At 66.0% G+C, this 16,055-nt stretch carries 16 protein-coding genes; 6 read left to right on the top strand and 10 right to left on the bottom strand.

Translation table 11 applies throughout. The features are described from left to right. Window positions 1-19 precede the first annotated feature (19 nt). The 5 genes from U3A55_RS11430 to U3A55_RS11410 form a co-directional block, all read right to left on the bottom strand. Entirely contained in the window at window positions 20-844 is an 825-nt protein-coding gene (locus U3A55_RS11430) for a hypothetical protein (RefSeq protein WP_330991631.1), read from the bottom strand. A gap of 25 nt (window positions 845-869) precedes the next feature. Continuing rightward, window positions 870-1,271, bottom strand: coding sequence for a hypothetical protein (locus U3A55_RS11425; protein WP_330991630.1), 402 nt, complete (start codon window positions 1,269-1,271; stop codon window positions 870-872). Window positions 1,272-1,401: 130 nt separating this feature from the next. After that, the gene (locus tag U3A55_RS11420) at window positions 1,402-2,172 is read right to left on the bottom strand and encodes a hypothetical protein (RefSeq protein ID WP_330991629.1); all 771 of its coding nucleotides are present in this window, start codon (window positions 2,170-2,172) and stop codon (window positions 1,402-1,404) included. 235 nt (window positions 2,173-2,407) lie between these two features. Next, on the bottom strand, window positions 2,408-2,641 hold the full coding sequence (locus U3A55_RS11415; RefSeq protein ID WP_330991628.1) for a hypothetical protein: 234 nt from the start codon (window positions 2,639-2,641) through the stop codon (window positions 2,408-2,410). 161 nt (window positions 2,642-2,802) lie between these two features. Beyond that, the gene (locus U3A55_RS11410; RefSeq protein WP_330991627.1) at window positions 2,803-3,243 is read right to left on the bottom strand and encodes a hypothetical protein; all 441 of its coding nucleotides are present in this window, start codon (window positions 3,241-3,243) and stop codon (window positions 2,803-2,805) included. Window positions 3,244-3,751: 508 nt separating this feature from the next. Between U3A55_RS11410 and U3A55_RS11405 the strand changes: the two genes are divergently transcribed. Further along, a complete protein-coding gene (locus U3A55_RS11405; protein ID WP_330991626.1) occupies window positions 3,752-5,743 on the top strand; it encodes a MutS-related protein in 1,992 nt (663 codons plus the stop codon). A gap of 20 nt (window positions 5,744-5,763) precedes the next feature. Here U3A55_RS11405 and U3A55_RS11400 read toward each other — a convergent pair whose 3' ends face one another. Beyond that, complete coding sequence (locus tag U3A55_RS11400) at window positions 5,764-5,991, bottom strand: hypothetical protein (protein ID WP_330991625.1); 228 nt, start codon at window positions 5,989-5,991, stop codon at window positions 5,764-5,766. Window positions 5,992-6,076: 85 nt separating this feature from the next. Between U3A55_RS11400 and U3A55_RS11395 the strand changes: the two genes are divergently transcribed. Then, window positions 6,077-7,201, top strand: a complete 1,125-nt coding sequence (locus U3A55_RS11395; protein ID WP_330991624.1) for an ORC1-type DNA replication protein — start codon at window positions 6,077-6,079, stop codon at window positions 7,199-7,201. Between the two features lie 34 nt (window positions 7,202-7,235). Continuing rightward, window positions 7,236-7,913, top strand: coding sequence for a ribose-5-phosphate isomerase RpiA (gene rpiA / locus U3A55_RS11390; protein WP_330991623.1), 678 nt, complete (start codon window positions 7,236-7,238; stop codon window positions 7,911-7,913). Window positions 7,914-7,957: 44 nt separating this feature from the next. On the opposite strand, the gene U3A55_RS11385 is transcribed toward rpiA, so the two are convergent. Then, complete coding sequence (locus U3A55_RS11385) at window positions 7,958-8,125, bottom strand: DUF1931 family protein (RefSeq protein ID WP_330991622.1); 168 nt, start codon at window positions 8,123-8,125, stop codon at window positions 7,958-7,960. Window positions 8,126-8,300: 175 nt separating this feature from the next. On the opposite strand from U3A55_RS11385, the gene U3A55_RS11380 reads away from it, so the two are divergent. After that, window positions 8,301-8,537: a GIY-YIG nuclease family protein gene (locus U3A55_RS11380; RefSeq protein WP_330992339.1), complete on the top strand. Its 237-nt coding sequence runs from the start codon at window positions 8,301-8,303 to the stop codon at window positions 8,535-8,537. A gap of 65 nt (window positions 8,538-8,602) precedes the next feature. Next, window positions 8,603-9,982 carry a phosphoglucomutase/phosphomannomutase family protein gene (locus tag U3A55_RS11375; protein WP_330991621.1) on the top strand — a complete coding sequence of 460 codons (1,380 nt, stop codon included), beginning with the start codon at window positions 8,603-8,605 and terminating at the stop codon, window positions 9,980-9,982. Here U3A55_RS11375 and U3A55_RS11370 read toward each other — a convergent pair whose 3' ends face one another. Genes U3A55_RS11370 through U3A55_RS11360 form a run of 3 tightly spaced genes read right to left on the bottom strand, consistent with a single transcriptional unit; the run spans window position 9,983 to window position 11,565 of the window. Next, entirely contained in the window at window positions 9,983-10,360 is a 378-nt protein-coding gene (locus tag U3A55_RS11370) for a GNAT family N-acetyltransferase (protein ID WP_330991620.1), read from the bottom strand. Beyond that, the gene (samp2, locus tag U3A55_RS11365) at window positions 10,344-10,547 is read right to left on the bottom strand and encodes a ubiquitin-like small modifier protein SAMP2 (protein ID WP_330991619.1); all 204 of its coding nucleotides are present in this window, start codon (window positions 10,545-10,547) and stop codon (window positions 10,344-10,346) included. Before samp2 ends, U3A55_RS11370 begins: the two co-directional genes overlap by 17 nt. Window positions 10,548-10,554: 7 nt before the next feature. Beyond that, window positions 10,555-11,565: a bactofilin family protein gene (locus U3A55_RS11360; RefSeq protein WP_330991618.1), complete on the bottom strand. Its 1,011-nt coding sequence runs from the start codon at window positions 11,563-11,565 to the stop codon at window positions 10,555-10,557. Between the two features lie 118 nt (window positions 11,566-11,683). Here U3A55_RS11360 and U3A55_RS15285 point away from each other — a divergent pair, with 118 nt between their 5' ends. After that, window positions 11,684-16,024 (top strand): LAGLIDADG family homing endonuclease, encoded by a 4,341-nt coding sequence (locus U3A55_RS15285; protein ID WP_442978304.1) that lies wholly within the window; start codon window positions 11,684-11,686, stop codon window positions 16,022-16,024. Window positions 16,025-16,055 lie beyond the last annotated feature (31 nt).

The raw sequence follows: 16,055 nt of genomic DNA, 5'->3' as shown, positions 1-16,055 counted from the left end.
GGCATCCGGGGCGTACAGACTATCCATCACCGCCGTACCGGCGGGCAACGAGCCGCGGGAAGCGGGTGACCGAGAACGGGCCGGCGAGTGAGAGGACGGCGGCGACGAGAGCGGTTCCGGCGGTCGAGTCGAACAGGCCGAGCGCGTCGGAAGCAACCGTGGCCGCGGCGAGGAGCGCGACGAGCGCGAGGAACAGGCCGCCGAACCACCCGGCGACGCCGCGTCTTGGCACGGACACGGAGTCGTCGCGGGAGCGGAGGGAGGCGTACGCGGCTGGGAGCGCGGCCGCAGAGAGCACCACGACCGCGGCGAACACGAGAACCGGAAGGTCCGGCGCGCCGCGGGACGTGACGAGCACGGCGAGCGCGACGACGGCGGCGAACGGCAGCCACGCGGTCGCCTGCCGGAGCGCGCGGCGACGCGTCGGCGTCAGCGGGAGCGCCGGGTCGTCGCCGCGCCAGTAGTCATCGTGGAGTGCGAAGAACACGCGGGACGTGACGAGCACGGAAACGCTCCACGCGAACACGTACGCGAGAACGGACGGGAGAGCAGTCGTGCCGAACAGCGTGACGGCCAGCCAGTACAGACCGGCGGCGAGCACGCCCGGAACGGCGAGCAGGCCGCCCAGCGACCCGAGGACGCGGAGCCGGCCGCGCTCCCGGACGAGTTCCCGATACGCGAACGGCGTCGTCGTCCGCACGACGAGCCAGAGACCGGGCGCGACGGTCACCGCGGCCAGAACGCCGACGAACACCGGCGAACCCGGGAACAACGCGAGAACCGCGTACGCGCTCGCCCCGAGACCGGCGAACAGCGCGACGTCCCGAACGGTCGTCTCAGACATTATGTGTCATATTCTGATACTGTCGTTATAACGTTGGTCGGTGGACGAAGCCAGCGATGCGAACGACCGCGGGAGGGACAACGAAGGCGAACATGAGCGGGAGGTAGAGGAGCACATTGAACACCAGCGTACCGGGGTCGGGAACGACGAGGTGTGCGACGTAAAGAAAGACGAAGATAGCACCCATGTGCAGCAGATAGCCGACCCCGAGCCAGGGGAGGACACCGTACGTCGCCCGCTCGCGGAATCGCTCGTACCGCGGCGACTCGTCGTACCGAAGCGTCTCGTACGAGTAGAGAATCGGAACCCCGGGAAACGTGACGAGTATCTCGAATAGAGACAGCGGCCACAGCACGTACACGACCAGGAGAATGAGCGGGATGGGCGACCACTGAACCACGACGCTCGGAAGGCAGCGAGACGACATCAGGGGAGAATGTCGCGACTGTCAGTGTTGTGCCGAGGCGCGGACCGATGCGGAGAGTGCGTTGGCGTGAGTCTATCTGACTCAACACGAAGTAATAGTTCGTACGCCGGTTGGCGCGATTGCGTTGCCATCATGTAGGTGCTGACGAGGATATTCGAGTGACAATCGAGGACGATAGGCGCGCCGAGAGCACGGGGACGCCGACGATACCTATCCAGGCGGCGTAGGTCACGAGCGCGGGTGCGGGCGGTTCGCTGACCGTGAGAAGAATCGTCACACCGAGCGCGGTAAGTGCGGCGTGCACGGCCGCTCCGAGAGCGAGAAACGGCACGGAGGGCTGGGGCGGGCCGCGAGCACGGAAGTACGCGTACGGAAGCGTGCCGACCCAGGCGGCGGCGCTCGCCTCGATTGTCGATGGAACCCCGACAAACACGATAAGTGCCGCGAACACGATAAATAGCCACGCGCCGGTGGCGGACAGAACGCGATCCGTTGACGGAAGCGACAGAGCGTACTTGACAGAGTCGTCCACGAGCGCCGCGAACGCCTTCGGCCCCTCGACGACCCCCAGCCAGCACAGTACAGCGTAGGTCAAGCCGACGGTGAGGAGTCCGGGAGCGAACGCAGTTGCGGCTGCGAGCAAGACGACGCCGAGCGTCGCGTGGACGGCGGCGAATCCCACGAGGGAGACAGCGAAACCTATCCTGCCCGCGTCCGCGACGAACCGCTCGTAGTCGAAGTCGTACGCGAACCGGAGCACGTACCAGACGCCGGGTATCGAGAGGACGGCGGCCATGACGCCGACCGGGAGCGGGCCGGCCGGAACGACGCGAGCGACGAGGAGCGCGCCACCACCGAGTGGCGCGAGAGTGATACAGAGAGTTTTAAGCGCGCGCTGCATCGCTATATTGTGTTCTTCATCTCGAACGACATATTTTCGAGGGGAGACGCGCCGAGTCGTCCCGGAATGTCGCGTTCGATCCATCACTCGTAACATATTGTGTTATATAGCGAGTGTATAAATATTTTCCTTAGATAGAAGTTATGCTGAGAATCGAACGGGTGGTTGCCGAGCGGGCGAGGCGACATCCCGAACGGTCGTCTCAGGCATGTATCAGATACTGACACGTCCGATATTACGTTGATCTATGAACGAAGCCAGCGATGCGAACGACCGCGGGAGGGACGACGAAGGCGAACATGAGGGGGACGTGGAGGAGAACGAGGAAGAGCCAGCCGTCGGGTTCGTTGAGAGCGGCATAGGTGGCGTAGAGGAAGACGAACATAACGAGCACGTGGATGAGGTATCCGACAGCGAGCCAGGGGAGGACGTCGTGCGTCGTGCGCTCCCGGAACCGTTCGTACTGCACTGATTGACCGTATCGAAGCGTCTCGTACGGGTAAAGGAGTGTAACCGCAGGGAAGAAAACGAGTGCCTCCGCAATCGATACTGGATGCAGAACGTACTCTAACGGAACTATCAGGAGCGGCGACCATTGAACCACAACGCTCGGAAGGCGACGAGACGACATCAGGAGGGATTACCAGTGAGAATTTGCGCTGCCATCGCGAAAAAGACAGCTGCGCCGGCACCGGTTGCCAGAGTGGAACCGACATCATCAATGTCAACATCTTCGGCTAGGAACCGGCGAAGGCTATCAAGGGTCTCTGCAGCGGGCATCGGGGTCGCCACTGGGTCGCTCCACCGGTTCTCGAAATCACACTTGAGCTTCTCACAAATACCGGCCTGCTCCTGACCGGCCCACAGACACGACGTTGTGGGGTTGACACCGAACCAGAAGTCAAAACTGGTAGAAAAACTACCATTCCGGTACTCTTCAGCAGTTATGGTGGTTGAGACGAGTTCAGGCGTTGTTTCAGTAATACAGTCGTACGTCTGGAGCTTAAAGTGGTCGAGCGAGCTGGTACAGACCTGAATATCTTCGTACGTCCAGCACACATCGATTGCCATCTCGCCGGGGTTCTTGTAAGTTAGTAGATCATAATTAAGTAAATAATTATAGTTATACGAATTAAATACCGCCTCCCACTCTTCGTCGCTACCGCCACCCGCACCAGGCCCCGGTTCGATAACCGTTTTGTCGGTTCCGACACTCGGGCCATCGGACGTATCGGAGTCGCCAGACGGGCCTGCACTTGCGGTCGTAACTGCGGAAAGAGCGGCGGTACTCACGAGTGCGCCCGCACCAGTCCGCCTGAGGAGGGCACGTCGGGTCGAACTACGCGCACACTCTCTCTCTCTCTCTCTCTGAACAGTCGTCTTCTCGTGGCGTTCGTGCCATACGTTACCTCAAAACAATACATGTATAAATAATTTTTCCAGATAGAAACCCTATATTATGAGTGGGGTGGCGTAACGGGAGATGGCGGGGGAATCGCGAGAAACAGGCTGGGGAGAGACGACGGCGCACTCTGCGGGAGGGAAGGTTTTTCCGGTGGGGCGAGTAGAGAGTTGTCGAATGGAACTGGAGGACGTACCGGGCGTCGGTGCGAAGACGGCGGAGGCGCTCCGCGAGTTGGACGACCCGGAGGGCGCGCTGGAACACGGGGACGTGGCCGCCGTCGCGGGCGCGCCCGGCATCAGTGAGGGGCGGGCGGCGCGCGTCGTCCGGGGGGCGATTCGCGCGCGCCACGACGACCCGGGCGGCTTCCTCGCGACGAACCGCGCCCGCGAACTCTACGAGGACGCACTCGCGTTGCTGACGGAGCGCGCGGTGACGAGCTACGGCGAGAAGCGCCTGCGGACGCTGTACCCCTCGCGGAGTCCCGACCGCATCGCGGAGGTCCGGGAGTTCGTCGACCGGGCGCGTTCGCGGGAGGTCGAAACGGGCGTGCTGGACGCGCTCGCGGGCGTCGAACCGCTCGCGGAGCCGGAGGGCGTGCGGGTGCGCGATAGGTGTCTCGCGACGACGGACGCGGAGACGTACAGCGAGGCGCAGGAACTGATACCGGAGGTGAGCGTGGAAATCGTCGAGGACGCCCGGGGGCTCGCGGAACTCGCGCGCGGCTACTCGACGGTCATCGCGCTGGACGAGGCGTTCGCGGGCGTGGACGTGGAGGGCGACGTGCGCGTCGAACCGGACGCGCTGGAGAACCCGGCGGCGGTCGTGCCGGAGCGCGCGCTCGCGTTCTTCGCCGAAAACCGCGACCGACTGGAAGCCGCCGTCTCGGTGCATCGCCGGAGCAGTCTCAGTCCGCCGCTCGACCTCGACACGCTGGAGGGCGCGCTCTCCCGGCTCGACGCGGACGGGAGCGTCGCGGGCGACGACGAACTCGACCGGCTCACGAACGCCGTGAACGACCTCGATGCGGCCGTCTCCACCGCCGAATCGGTGGCGAACGACCGGCTCCGAGAGGCGATTCAGGAGCGGGACGTGACTATCGAGGGAGCCGATTTGCTGTCGCTCGTGGAGCGCGGCGCGGGCGTGGACTCGCTGCTCTCCCGCGAACTGGCGGACGAGTTCGACGCCGCGGTGGGGGCGGCGCGCGACCACCTCGTGGACGCGCTCGACCTGACGGAGGGCGAGGCGAGCATCGCCCGCCAGGCCTTCGCGGACGACCCGACGTTTCCCGTGGAGCGCGACGAGGACGCCGTCGCGCGGCTTCGAGAGGAACTCGCGGCCGCGCGGGACCGGCGGGCCACGCGGCGCAAGCGCGAACTCGCCGCGGACCTCGCGGACGCCCGCGGGGACGCGACAGCGCTCGTGCGGGCGGCGCTCGAACTCGACGTGGAACTCGCCGTCGCGCGGTTCTGCGACGACTTCGACTGCACGACGCCCGAACGCGCGGGCGACGGCTTCGACATCGAGGGCGGACGCTCACCCCTGCTGGACGTTCCCTTCGACGACGTGGAGCCGGTGGATTACGGCGCGGACGGCGTCGCGCTCCTCTCCGGCGTGAACTCCGGCGGGAAGACGAGCACGCTCGACCTCGTCGCGACGGTTGTCGTGCTCGCGCACATGGGCCTCCCCGTCCCCGCGGAGTCCGCGCGCGTGCCCGAGGTCGAGGAACTGCACTACTACGCGAAGTCCCAGGGGACGCTCGACGCGGGCGCGTTCGAGGCTACACTGCGTGATTTCGGTCGGCTCGCAACGGGCGCGTCCGACGCGACCACGCTGGTGCTGGTGGACGAACTGGAGTCCATCACGGAACCCGGGGCGTCCGCGAAAATCATCGCGGGCATCCTCGAAGCGCTCGACGACGCGGGCGCGAGCGGCGTGTTCGTCAGCCACCTCGCGGGCGAGATACGGGACGCCTGCGGGTTCGACGTGACCGTCGACGGCATTCAGGCCGTGGGACTGGAGGACGGCGAACTCGTCGTGGACCGCTCGCCCGTGAAGGACCACCTCGCGCGCTCGACGCCCGAACTCATCGTGGAGAAGCTCGCGGACGGCGACGACGGAAGCGACCGCGAACGCGCGTTCTACCGGCGCTTACTGGAGAAGTTCTGAACGGCGACGGGGACGCCCGCCTATCGCCGTCGCGCGATGGCGATACCGCCGACGAGCGCGAGGAGTGCGAACAACCCCGTGCAGAACGCCGCCATCCCGCCGTACAGCAAACTGAACGAGTGGCGACTACCCATCATGTGCCATCGAATCCACTGACCGGTCATCGTGAAGGAGACCGCGAACCCGGCAGTCCCGAGGACGACGAACGCCGCAGCCCTGAGTGTGGGTCGGGACGGGAGTGAAGTCATTATTGGGTATCACCGAACCCCTGCCGAATCAAACTTTTCACGACCTGCAGTACTGTTAAGTGGACTGCGGCGAATCTCTCGCGTGATGGCCGAGGACCCCGAGGAGGGGATGCTGTCGTGGGACGAGACGGTGTTCCGCGACGAACACGTCTTCGAGATCGACTACGTCCCGGAGGTGTTCCGGCACCGCGAATCCCAGCTTCAGACCCTCCAGTACGCGCTCCGGCCCGCGGTTCGCGGGAACCGCCCGCTGAACGCGATGGTCAGGGGGCCGCCGGGAACGGGGAAGACGACGGCGGTCCAGAAGCTGTTCGGGGAGCTCGGCGCGCAGACCGGCGTCCGCACGGTGCGCGTGAACTGCCAGCACGACTCGACGCGATACGCCGTATTCAGCCGCATCTTCGAGGCGATTTTCGACTACGAACCGCCCTCCTCCGGCATCTCGTTCAAGAAGCTGTTCAATCAGGTGACGGACAAGCTCGTGGAGCGCGAGGAAGTGCTCGTGGTGGCGCTGGACGACGTGAACTACCTGTTCTACGAGAACGAGGCGTCGGACACGCTCTACTCGCTGCTGCGGGCGCACGAGACGCACGCCGGCGCGAAGGTCGGTGTCATCCTCGTCTCCTCCGACCTCGACCTGAACGTCATCGAGGAACTCGACGGCCGCGTCCAGTCCGTCTTCCGGCCGGAGGAAGCCTACTTCCCCGTCTACGACCGCACCGAAATCGCGAGCATCCTCGGCGACCGCGTGAAAGCCGGGTTCCGGGACGGCGCGGTCTCGACCGAAATCCTCGACAGGGTATCGGAGTTCACCGCGGACGCGGGCGACCTCCGCGTCGGCATCGACCTCCTGCGGCGCGCGGGCCTGCACGCGGAGATGCGCGCGAGCCCCGTCGTCGAGGAGGAGGACGTGGAAGCCGTCTCCGAGGAGGCGAAACACCTCCACCTCGCGCGGCGGCTCGACGGACTCACGGAGAACGAGCGCGCGCTGATGGAGGTTATCGCGGACCACGACGGCGAGCGCGCGGGCGACGTGTACGAGGCGTTCTCCGAGCGCACCGACCTCGGATACACGCGGTACACGGAAATCGTGAACAAGCTCGACCAGCTCGACCTCATCCGCGCGGAGTACAAGAGCCTGGAGGGACGCGGCCGGTCGCGGGTGTTGAGCCTCGAACACGACCCGGGAGCGGTCCGCGAGCGGTTGTAGTGAGTTTTTCCCGGCGGCGTCCGAGCACCCACGTATGAGTGACATCCAGGCGATGAAGCGCCGCGCGGGCGAGTCGGCGGCTGACCTCGTGGAGGACGGAATGGTCGTCGGCCTCGGCACCGGCAGCACGGCCGCGGAAGCCATCCGGGCGCTCGGCGACCGCGTCGATTCCGGCCTCGACATCACCGGCGTCCCGACCTCCTACCAGTCCCGCGAACTCGCGCGCGAGGCGGGCGTCCCCCTCACGACGCTCGCCGACGTGGACACGCTCGACATCGCCATCGACGGCGCGGACCAGATTTCCGGGGCCGACCTCGTGAAGGGCGGGGGCGCGGCGCACGCCCGCGAGAAGTACGTGGACGCCGCCGCCGAGCGCTTCGTCGTCGTCGCAGACCCCTCCAAAACCGTCTCGGTACTCGACCATCCCGTTCCCGTCGAGGTGCTGCCTGACGCGAAACCCGTCGTCGCGGACACCGTCCGGAACCTGGGCGCCGAGCCGAGCCTGCGAGAGGCGGAGCGAAAGGACGGTCCGGTCGTCACCGACAACGGAAACCTCGTGCTGGACTGCGACTTCGGCGAACTCCCGAACCCCGGCGCGACCGCGCTCGACCTCGACGCCGTTCCGGGAATCGTCGAACACGGCGTGTTCCCGTCGATGGCGGACGAAGTGCACCTGGGGACCGACGACGGCGTCACGGTCGAGTACCCGTAGCCGGCGCTACGCGGCGCGAAAAATACGAAAGGAAGGGATCCTGCTTAGAGGTCTCGCGGCTGAACGGTCTTGCGACCGTTCTCCTCGGCGCGGCGCGCCGCGTCGTCGAGAATCTCCTCGACTTCCTCGTCGAGTGCGTCGTAGAAGTCCGAAGCAACGTTCTTGTCGTCGAGCGCTTCCTTCACTGCGGCTTTGACGATGAGGTCTGCCATACACGCCGTTTTTCCCCGCCCCGCTTAATAAGGCTTCCCATAAGGGAACGGCCACACCGGCCTCACTGGGGCGATTTACGCCCGAATTAGTCCCATCCAACCCCACCGAATCACCTCCACCCGACGCGTGCGTGAAACGGAAACCTCCAAACGCGCGGCGCGCGACGAACCGGGCGTGCACTACGTCTACGTGCTCGAATGCGCCGACGGCACGTACTACACGGGCTACACGACCGACGTGGAGCGCCGCGTCGCCGAACACGACGCGGGCGACGGCGCGAAGTACACCCGCGGCCGCACACCCGTCACGCTCCAGCACGTCGAGGAGCACGACACGAAATCCGCCGCGATGAGCCGCGAGCACGAGATTAAACAGCTCTCGCGTCGGCAGAAGGAGCGACTGGTGGAGTGACCGCGGTGGCGCCGGTCGGCGCGTGAAGCGAGTCGTTTTACGGGGGTGGCGGCGACACTCCGGGTATGGACGAAATCGCGTTCGGGACGGACGGCTGGCGGGACACGCTGGACGTGTTCACGGACGACCGGGTGCGGATGGTGGCGCAGGGCGTCGCCACGCACCTCGACGAGGCGGGCCGCGGCGGCGAGACGGTGGCGGTCGGGTACGACGCGCGGGAGACCTCGGAGGGGTTCGCGGACGAGGTGGCGCGAGTGCTCGCGTCGAACGGATTCGACGTGTTGCTGCCGGAGCGGGACTGTCCGACGCCGCTGGTGGCGCACGCGATCGTGGAGCGCGACCTCGCGGGCGCGGTGGTCATCACGGCCTCGCACAATCCGCCCGAGTACAACGGTGTGAAGTTCATTCCGGCGGACGGCGCGCCCGCGCTGCCCGAGGTGACGGAGTCCATCGAGTCCCATCTCGACGAGCCGACGGTGAAGGCCGAGGCTGACTGGGGCGAGGTCGAGGAGGTGGACTTCGTGAGTCCGCACCGCGAGCACGCCCTCGACCTCGTCGATGCCGACCTCTCGGGGCTGACGGTGGTGTACGACGCGATGCACGGGAGCGGGCGCGGCGTCACCGACGAACTGCTGCGCGCCGCGGGTGCGGAAGTGATTTCGCTGCGCGACGACCGCGACCCGGACTTCGGCGGAACGCCGCCCGAACCCGACTACGCGAACCTCGAAGGCCTCGAAATCGCGGTAGACGAGTACGACGCGGACCTCGGCGTCGCGAACGACGGGGACGCCGACCGCGTCGCCGCCGTGGCGCCCGACCGCGGCTACCTTGACGGGAACCAGTTTTTCGCGCTCCTCTACGACTATCTCCTCGAAGCCCAGTCGGGGCCGGCGGTGCGCACGGTGTCCACGACGTTCCTCGTGGACCGCATCGCCGAGGCGCACGGCGAGGAGGTCGTGGAGACGCCGGTCGGGTTCAAGTGGGTCGCCGAGGCGATGGGCGAACACGACGCCCTCGTCGGGGGTGAGGAGTCCGGCGGGTACTCCGTCCGCGGGCACGTCCGCGAGAAGGACGGCGTGCTGATGGCGCTGTACGCGGCCGCGGCCGCCGCGACGGAGGGCGGTATCGAGGCGCGCCTCGACCGCATCAGCGAGGAGTACGGCGACATCCACCAGGAGAAGACGAGCGTCGACTGCCTCGAAGAACGCAAGGAACCGGTGCTCCGGGAACTCGCGGACCGCCTGCCCGAGACCGTGGCGGGCGAGCGCGTGGAGCGCGTGAACGACGCGGACGGCTTCAAAATCCTGCTCGCGGACGGGTCGTGGCTGCTCGTCCGCCCATCTGGCACCGAGCCGAAGATGCGGGTCTACGCCGAAGCCGGGAGTGAGAGACGCGTGAGCGAACTGCTCGACGCGGGCCGCGACCTCGTCGAACCCCTCATCTAGCTACCGAAGCGTTCCCCGGTAGCGGTCTCCTCGGTCCGCGATATCGAACCCGAGCGACGCGTAGAACGGCCGCACGCCGGGACGGAAGTCCGCGGTGAGCGGCTGCCAGCGCTTGGACGCGAACTCGACGAGGTGGGAGCCGATGCCGCTGTCCCGGCGCGCCCGGCGGACCGCGACAGCCTCGATGTGCGCGCCGTCCTCGCGGGGCGTGGTGAGGAGCGCGCCGACGATGCGCCGGTCGTCGTCCGCGACGAGCACGCCGCCCGCCGCGATGCGTCGCTCCACGGTGTCGCTCTCCACGTCGAGCATCGCGCCGTCCAGCACCCGCATCACGCCGAGGTGGTCGCGGGCGGACGCGGGTCTAACGTCTACCGCCACGGATGAGCCGGAGAACTTTCACGTGTTCTGTGTCCACCGGCTGGTCCTCCGGGACGGGCCGGCCGTCCACCATCACCGACACCTCGTGCGGGCTGAGATTCACGCGTTCGAGGAGGTCGGCGTACGTCGCGTCCGAAACGTCGAACTCGTGGGTGGCGTCGCCCACGACCTCGACCGTCACGTGCATACCCGGATTAGGCCGCGGGCCCGTTTGAGGGTGTCGCGTCCGCGTCGCCGTTGCGTCGGTCGCGGCGGTCGCGGTACGCCCCGAGGAGCGCGCGGACGAGCGCGCCGACACCGACGAGGAGGACGGCGAGCTGGACGAGCCCGCCGACGAGCGGCGCGAGGTCGACCGCCGCGACCAGGAGGACGCCGACGAGGAGGGCGAGCCAGCGGTTCTCCATCTCGCGAATCGAGAGCGCGTACCGGCCGATGACGTAGTTCCCGGCGACGTACCCGACAGTGATGAGGACGCCGTACGCGACGAACCCGAGAATCGTGAGGGGGATGCCGATGAGCGTGAACGCGATGAGGATGAGCGTGATGGGGGCGAAGACGAGGAAGCCGACGCCGGAGAGCGCGGAGCGCCCGGGCGCGTCGACGGCTGCGTCCGCGACGCGGTCGGTGAATCCGGGGAGGACCGCGACGAGGAGCGCGCCGACGACGAGCGTGGAGACGATGCCGGAGAGCGCGCCGACCCAGTCAGGAATGGCGGGAATCGGACCGAAGCCGGCGGACCCCTGAACGATACCGCCTTCGACGGTCGCGCCGGGCGCGCTGACGAGTTCGCCGTCGTAGGAGAGCGTTCCGCCGATGACGGCGGTGTTGGTGAGCGTGACGGTGTCCGCGGCGGCGTTCACGTCGCCAGCGACGTTCCCCGCGATTGTGACGGCGCCGCCCGCGGCGGTGAGGCCGCCCTGAACGACACCGCTATCGTCGACTTCGACCGACCCGCCGAGCGCGGTGACATCGCCGGTGACCGTTCCGTAGACGACCACAGTACCGCCGAGCGCGGTCACGTCACCGTCGACGGTACCGTGGACGACGACCGACCCGCCGAACGCGGTGAGGCCGTCCACCGTCTCGTTCTCGCCGACGACGACCGCGTCACCCGCGCGCGTGTCCGCGGCGGCGCTCCCGGGAACGACCGCGAGAGCGAGCGCGACCACCACGAAAAGGGCCAGCAGGCGCTGTGTACGTACCATACGCGGAGAAACGCCTCGCGACGGCATAACGTTTGTTGGCCGAAAGGTTCGCCGTGTGCGAGCACGCGACCCGCGGGGTCTCGCGGAACTTAAGGCGCGCCCGCGCCTCGGTCAAGACATGAGTGAGAGCGCGGGCCGTCAGGAAATCTGGGTCGAGAAGTACCGACCCGAGCGCCTGGACGAGGTCGTCGGCCACGAGAACATCATCTCCCGAATCGAGAGCTACGTCGAACAGAACGACCTCCCGCACCTTCTTTTCGCCGGCCCAGCTGGCGTCGGGAAGTGCCTTACCGGGGAAACCCCGGTCCTCACCGGAGACGGGCTCGAACGCGTCGACGAGGTCGTCGGAGACCCGCGCGGCTTCGGTGATCCGCGGAACGGCCTCGAAATCGCGTCGTTCACCGAGGACGGGTCGTTCGAGTTCGTCGAACCATCGGACGTGTTCAGCCGTGACACGAACGAGACAGTCACCGTCGAGACCCGCGACGGGGGCGAACTCACGGTCACCCCTGAACACCCGGTCCTGACGGTGAGCGAAACGGGGTTGTCGTGGACGGACGCGACCGACCTCTCTGCGGGCGACCGAATCGCGCGACCACTGCACACGCCAACCCGCGACTCGGAGGGCGGAACGAACTGGTTCGAGCAGATGGACGGCGACCGGACGATCGTCCATCTCGCTGAGGGTTTCCCGGGCAGCGAGCGAATTCCCGCCGAGGAAGGAGCGTACGTCGGCCTGAAAAAACAGGTAGCGGCGCGTCTCCGGAGCGGCGAAACCCCCGACGAAATCGCGCGACGCATAGATGCGTCACGAGACACGGTCACGTCGTATGCTCGCGAAATCGAGAACAGCGACGGTTCGGACACAGTGTCGTGCTCGCTCGCGTATCTCAGAGAACACTACGACTACGAGAACGTCCGGGAGTACGTCGACTCGGTTCAGTACGTGAACGCGAACAACGCCCGCTCCCGCCCGATCACACCCCCCGAAACGGTCGACGAGGATCTCGCTCGATTCGTTGGCTTGCTCGTCAGCGAAGCCCGTATCGACAACGGCCGAATCCGGTTCTACAACACCGACGAGGACCTCCTCAGCGCGTTCGAAACGACGCTCCGAGAGCGGTTCGGCCTGTCACCGGAACGCCGGGAGCGAAAGGGTGTGCCGTTCATCCTCGCGCAGACCCAGACGCTCATCCACTACCTGAACGCGTGCTTCGACGCCGTCGGTGACGGCATCGGGTCCGCAATCGTCCACGCTGACGACGGCGCGCGCGCGGCGTTCCTCCGAGCGGTGTTCGACGCGGAGGGACACGTGACGGAGAACCGGGCTATCGAGGTGATACAGAAAGACCCGGACCTGATCACGCTCGTTTCGTACCTGCTCACCGGGTTCGGGATTCCATCGCGGCGGAAGCGAGAGCGGAAAGCCGCAACGAACGGCACGGGAACGAAACGCGAGTACCACACGCTCTACGTCTCGAGTTCGCGCCACGTCCGACAGTTCGAGACGAGCATCGGGTTCTCGCTCGCGGAGAAGCACGAACGACTCGCCGCCGCGACGGCTCGCAAATCGAACCCGAACCACGACACGATTCCCGCGCAGCGGACCGTGGACGTTCTCTGTGAACGGCTCGCCCTGCCGAAACACGAGCTCGTCGGAGAACTCGACAGCGACAACCGCGGTCGAGAAGCGTATCTCACTGCACTCGAGAACGTCGTCGACGCCGCGCACGACCGGCTCGACACGGCACAGGACGCCGCGGAGCGACTGGACGCGCTCAACGACGCGCTCAGGGCCGTGTCGGGAACGCCCGCGACGTGGGTCGGGGCGCGTGCCGCGCTCGAACCGCTCGATACGAGAAAAGGCCTATCAGACACCGTCGGCGTGCGGACGGACCGACTTCTGGAGTACGCGGACGGACGGCGAACGCCGACCAGGAGTCGAACGGGTGCTATCCTCGACGCGCTCGACGCGACTCGCCCAGCGATCGGCGCAGTTCAGCGGGAGCTAGAGGCGATTCGGTCAGACCTCGGCGTGTCGTACGAGCGTCTCGCTGAGGGGACCGCGTATCGAGGCGTGGACGTGAACAATCTACTCACGAACGACGATCACGACCTCGCGTCGCTCTCCCGGTTCGAAGTCGTCGCTGACCAGCTGGAGACGGCCGCGAACGACGTGCTCTCGCTCGACGTGCTCTCACACCTGCGGTCGCTCGAACTCGTCGCGTCCGCGGATCTCTACTACGACGAGGTGCGGGCGGTCACGCACAACACCGAGGAGTGCCGAGTGTACGACCTTACGGTCCCCGAGACGCACAACTTCGTCGCCGGGAACGTCCCGACGGTAATGCATAACACCGCAACAAGTGTCAGCATTGCGAAAGAAGTCTACGGTGAGGACTGGCGGGAGAACTTCCTCGAACTCAACGCATCGGACGAACGCGGCATCGACGTGGTGCGCGACCGCATCAAGAACTTCGCCCGCGCGAGTTTCGGCGGCTACGACTACCGCATCATCTTCCTCGACGAGGCGGACGCGCTGTGTGTTCCACCCGGAACCGAGGTAGTCACCGGGTATCCCTCGTCTCCTGAAGTGAAACCAATCGAGGAAGTGGCAGAGGAAGGCGAGCCGATGCCCTCGGTGGATTTCGAGACGAACGAGATACAGTCCGACAAGGGGCAGCTCGTCGATTCGGGGGTCGCGGACTTCTTCGAGGTGGAACTCGACGACGGGAGGGAGATACTCGCCAGTGCGACGCACCCGTTCTTCGTGGTCGGGGAGGACGACGAACTCATCGAGCGCGAACTCCGCGAATTACAGGCGGGTGACCAGATTGCCGACTTCAGAGACGATATCGGGGTGTCCCGCTGTGAGGTCTGTGACGACTGGACCGCTGGCAGATTCTGCTCCATCGAGTGCAAGAACGAGGGACACAGTCGCGAGATGGAGGGGGACGGGAACCCGATGTACGGGACCGAATGGTCGGAAGAGCGCCGTGAGAAGATAGTTGAGAAGCTCTCCGATGGCCGTTTCGCTGGCGAGAACAACCCGAACTACGGGGGGAAGTTCCACGGCGTCTCTATCTGGAGCATGGACGAGGAGAGCGTACAGGAGTTCGTCGAAGCGATAAGCGAACAGCGCTCGGGAACCTCCTGGGAAGAGTGGGTCGTCGAAGCCGACGCGGAGGCGGTGAAAGAGCAGATAGGGCAGGCTTCGTCCCAGTGGTGGAGCGAACTAGACGAGGAAAAGAGAGCGAAAATTAACGAGAAGCGTGTCGAGAATACCGAGTATCCGGTCTGTGACATCACGGGCGACGACAATCCGATGCGCGACCCGGAGGTCGCCGAGAAAGTCTCCGAATCCCTCATGGGACACGAACCGACGGGGCCGAAAGTCGAGTACGTCGACGAACTCGGCCACTACGTTCGGTCGCAGTGGGAGTACGAGGTCGCAACGGCCCTGGACGATGCTGGCGTCGAGTACGAGTACGAGCCGGCGTTCGAACTCTCTGAGTCCGTGTATTACCCCGACTTCCTCGTCGACGACACCGTCATCGAAGTGAAAGGCGTCGCGGAGCTCTGGGGTCGAGTCGGGAAGGTCGAGGAGTTCATGGAGCGGTACGGTGACGAGTACGAGTTCGTCGTCGTGGGTGACGGCGACCTCCCGAACGACAAACACTTCGAGAGAGACGAGTTCGAGCCACAAGCCGTCTCAGATGGCGGGAGAGCGGCTGTCTCGACTGCTCGGATACGCAGTATCGAGTACAGCCACCGCGGGAAGGCGTACAACATCAGTATGGAGGGGACGCCGAACTTCATGCTCGGGAACGGGGTGTTGACCCACAATACCGACGACGCGCAGTCCGCGCTCCGCCGGACGATGGAGCAGTTCTCGAACAACACTCGCTTCATCCTCTCCTGTAACTACAGTTCGCAGATTATCGACCCGATTCAGTCGCGGTGTGCGGTGTTCCGGTTCAGCCAGCTCAGCGATAGCGCCGTCGCCGCGCAGACGCGGAAGATAGCGGAGAACGAGGGTATCGAGTACACGGAGGACGGCATCGACGCGCTCGTGTACGCCGCGGACGGCGACATGCGCCGCGCCATCAACAGCCTGCAGGCCGCCGCCGCGACTGGCGAGCGCGTCGAGGAGGACGTGGTGTACGGCATCACCGCGACCGCGCGCCCCGAGGAAATCGAGGAGATGGTTACCTCGGCCATCACCGGCGATTTCGTCGCCGCGCGCGGCGTGCTCGACGAGATGCTCACCGAGCGCGGCCTCGCCGGCGGCGATATCATCGACCAGCTCCACCGCTCCGTCTGGGAGTTCGACCTCGAAGAGGAGGCCGCGGTTCGCCTCATGGACCGCGTCGGTGAAGCCGACTACCGCATCGCCGAAGGAGCCAACGAGAAAGTGCAACTCGAAGCCTTGCTGGCGTCCGTCGCACTCGAAAACTAATCCACGCTTTTAGCGGAGGTTTTCCGGCCGA

The organism is Salarchaeum sp. III (genome assembly GCF_036418315.1).
In the GTDB taxonomy this organism is placed as follows: domain Archaea; phylum Halobacteriota; class Halobacteria; order Halobacteriales; family Halobacteriaceae; genus Salarchaeum.
The sequence above is the reverse complement of the archived record's forward strand: the minus strand, read 5'-3'. Positions and strand labels throughout refer to the sequence as shown.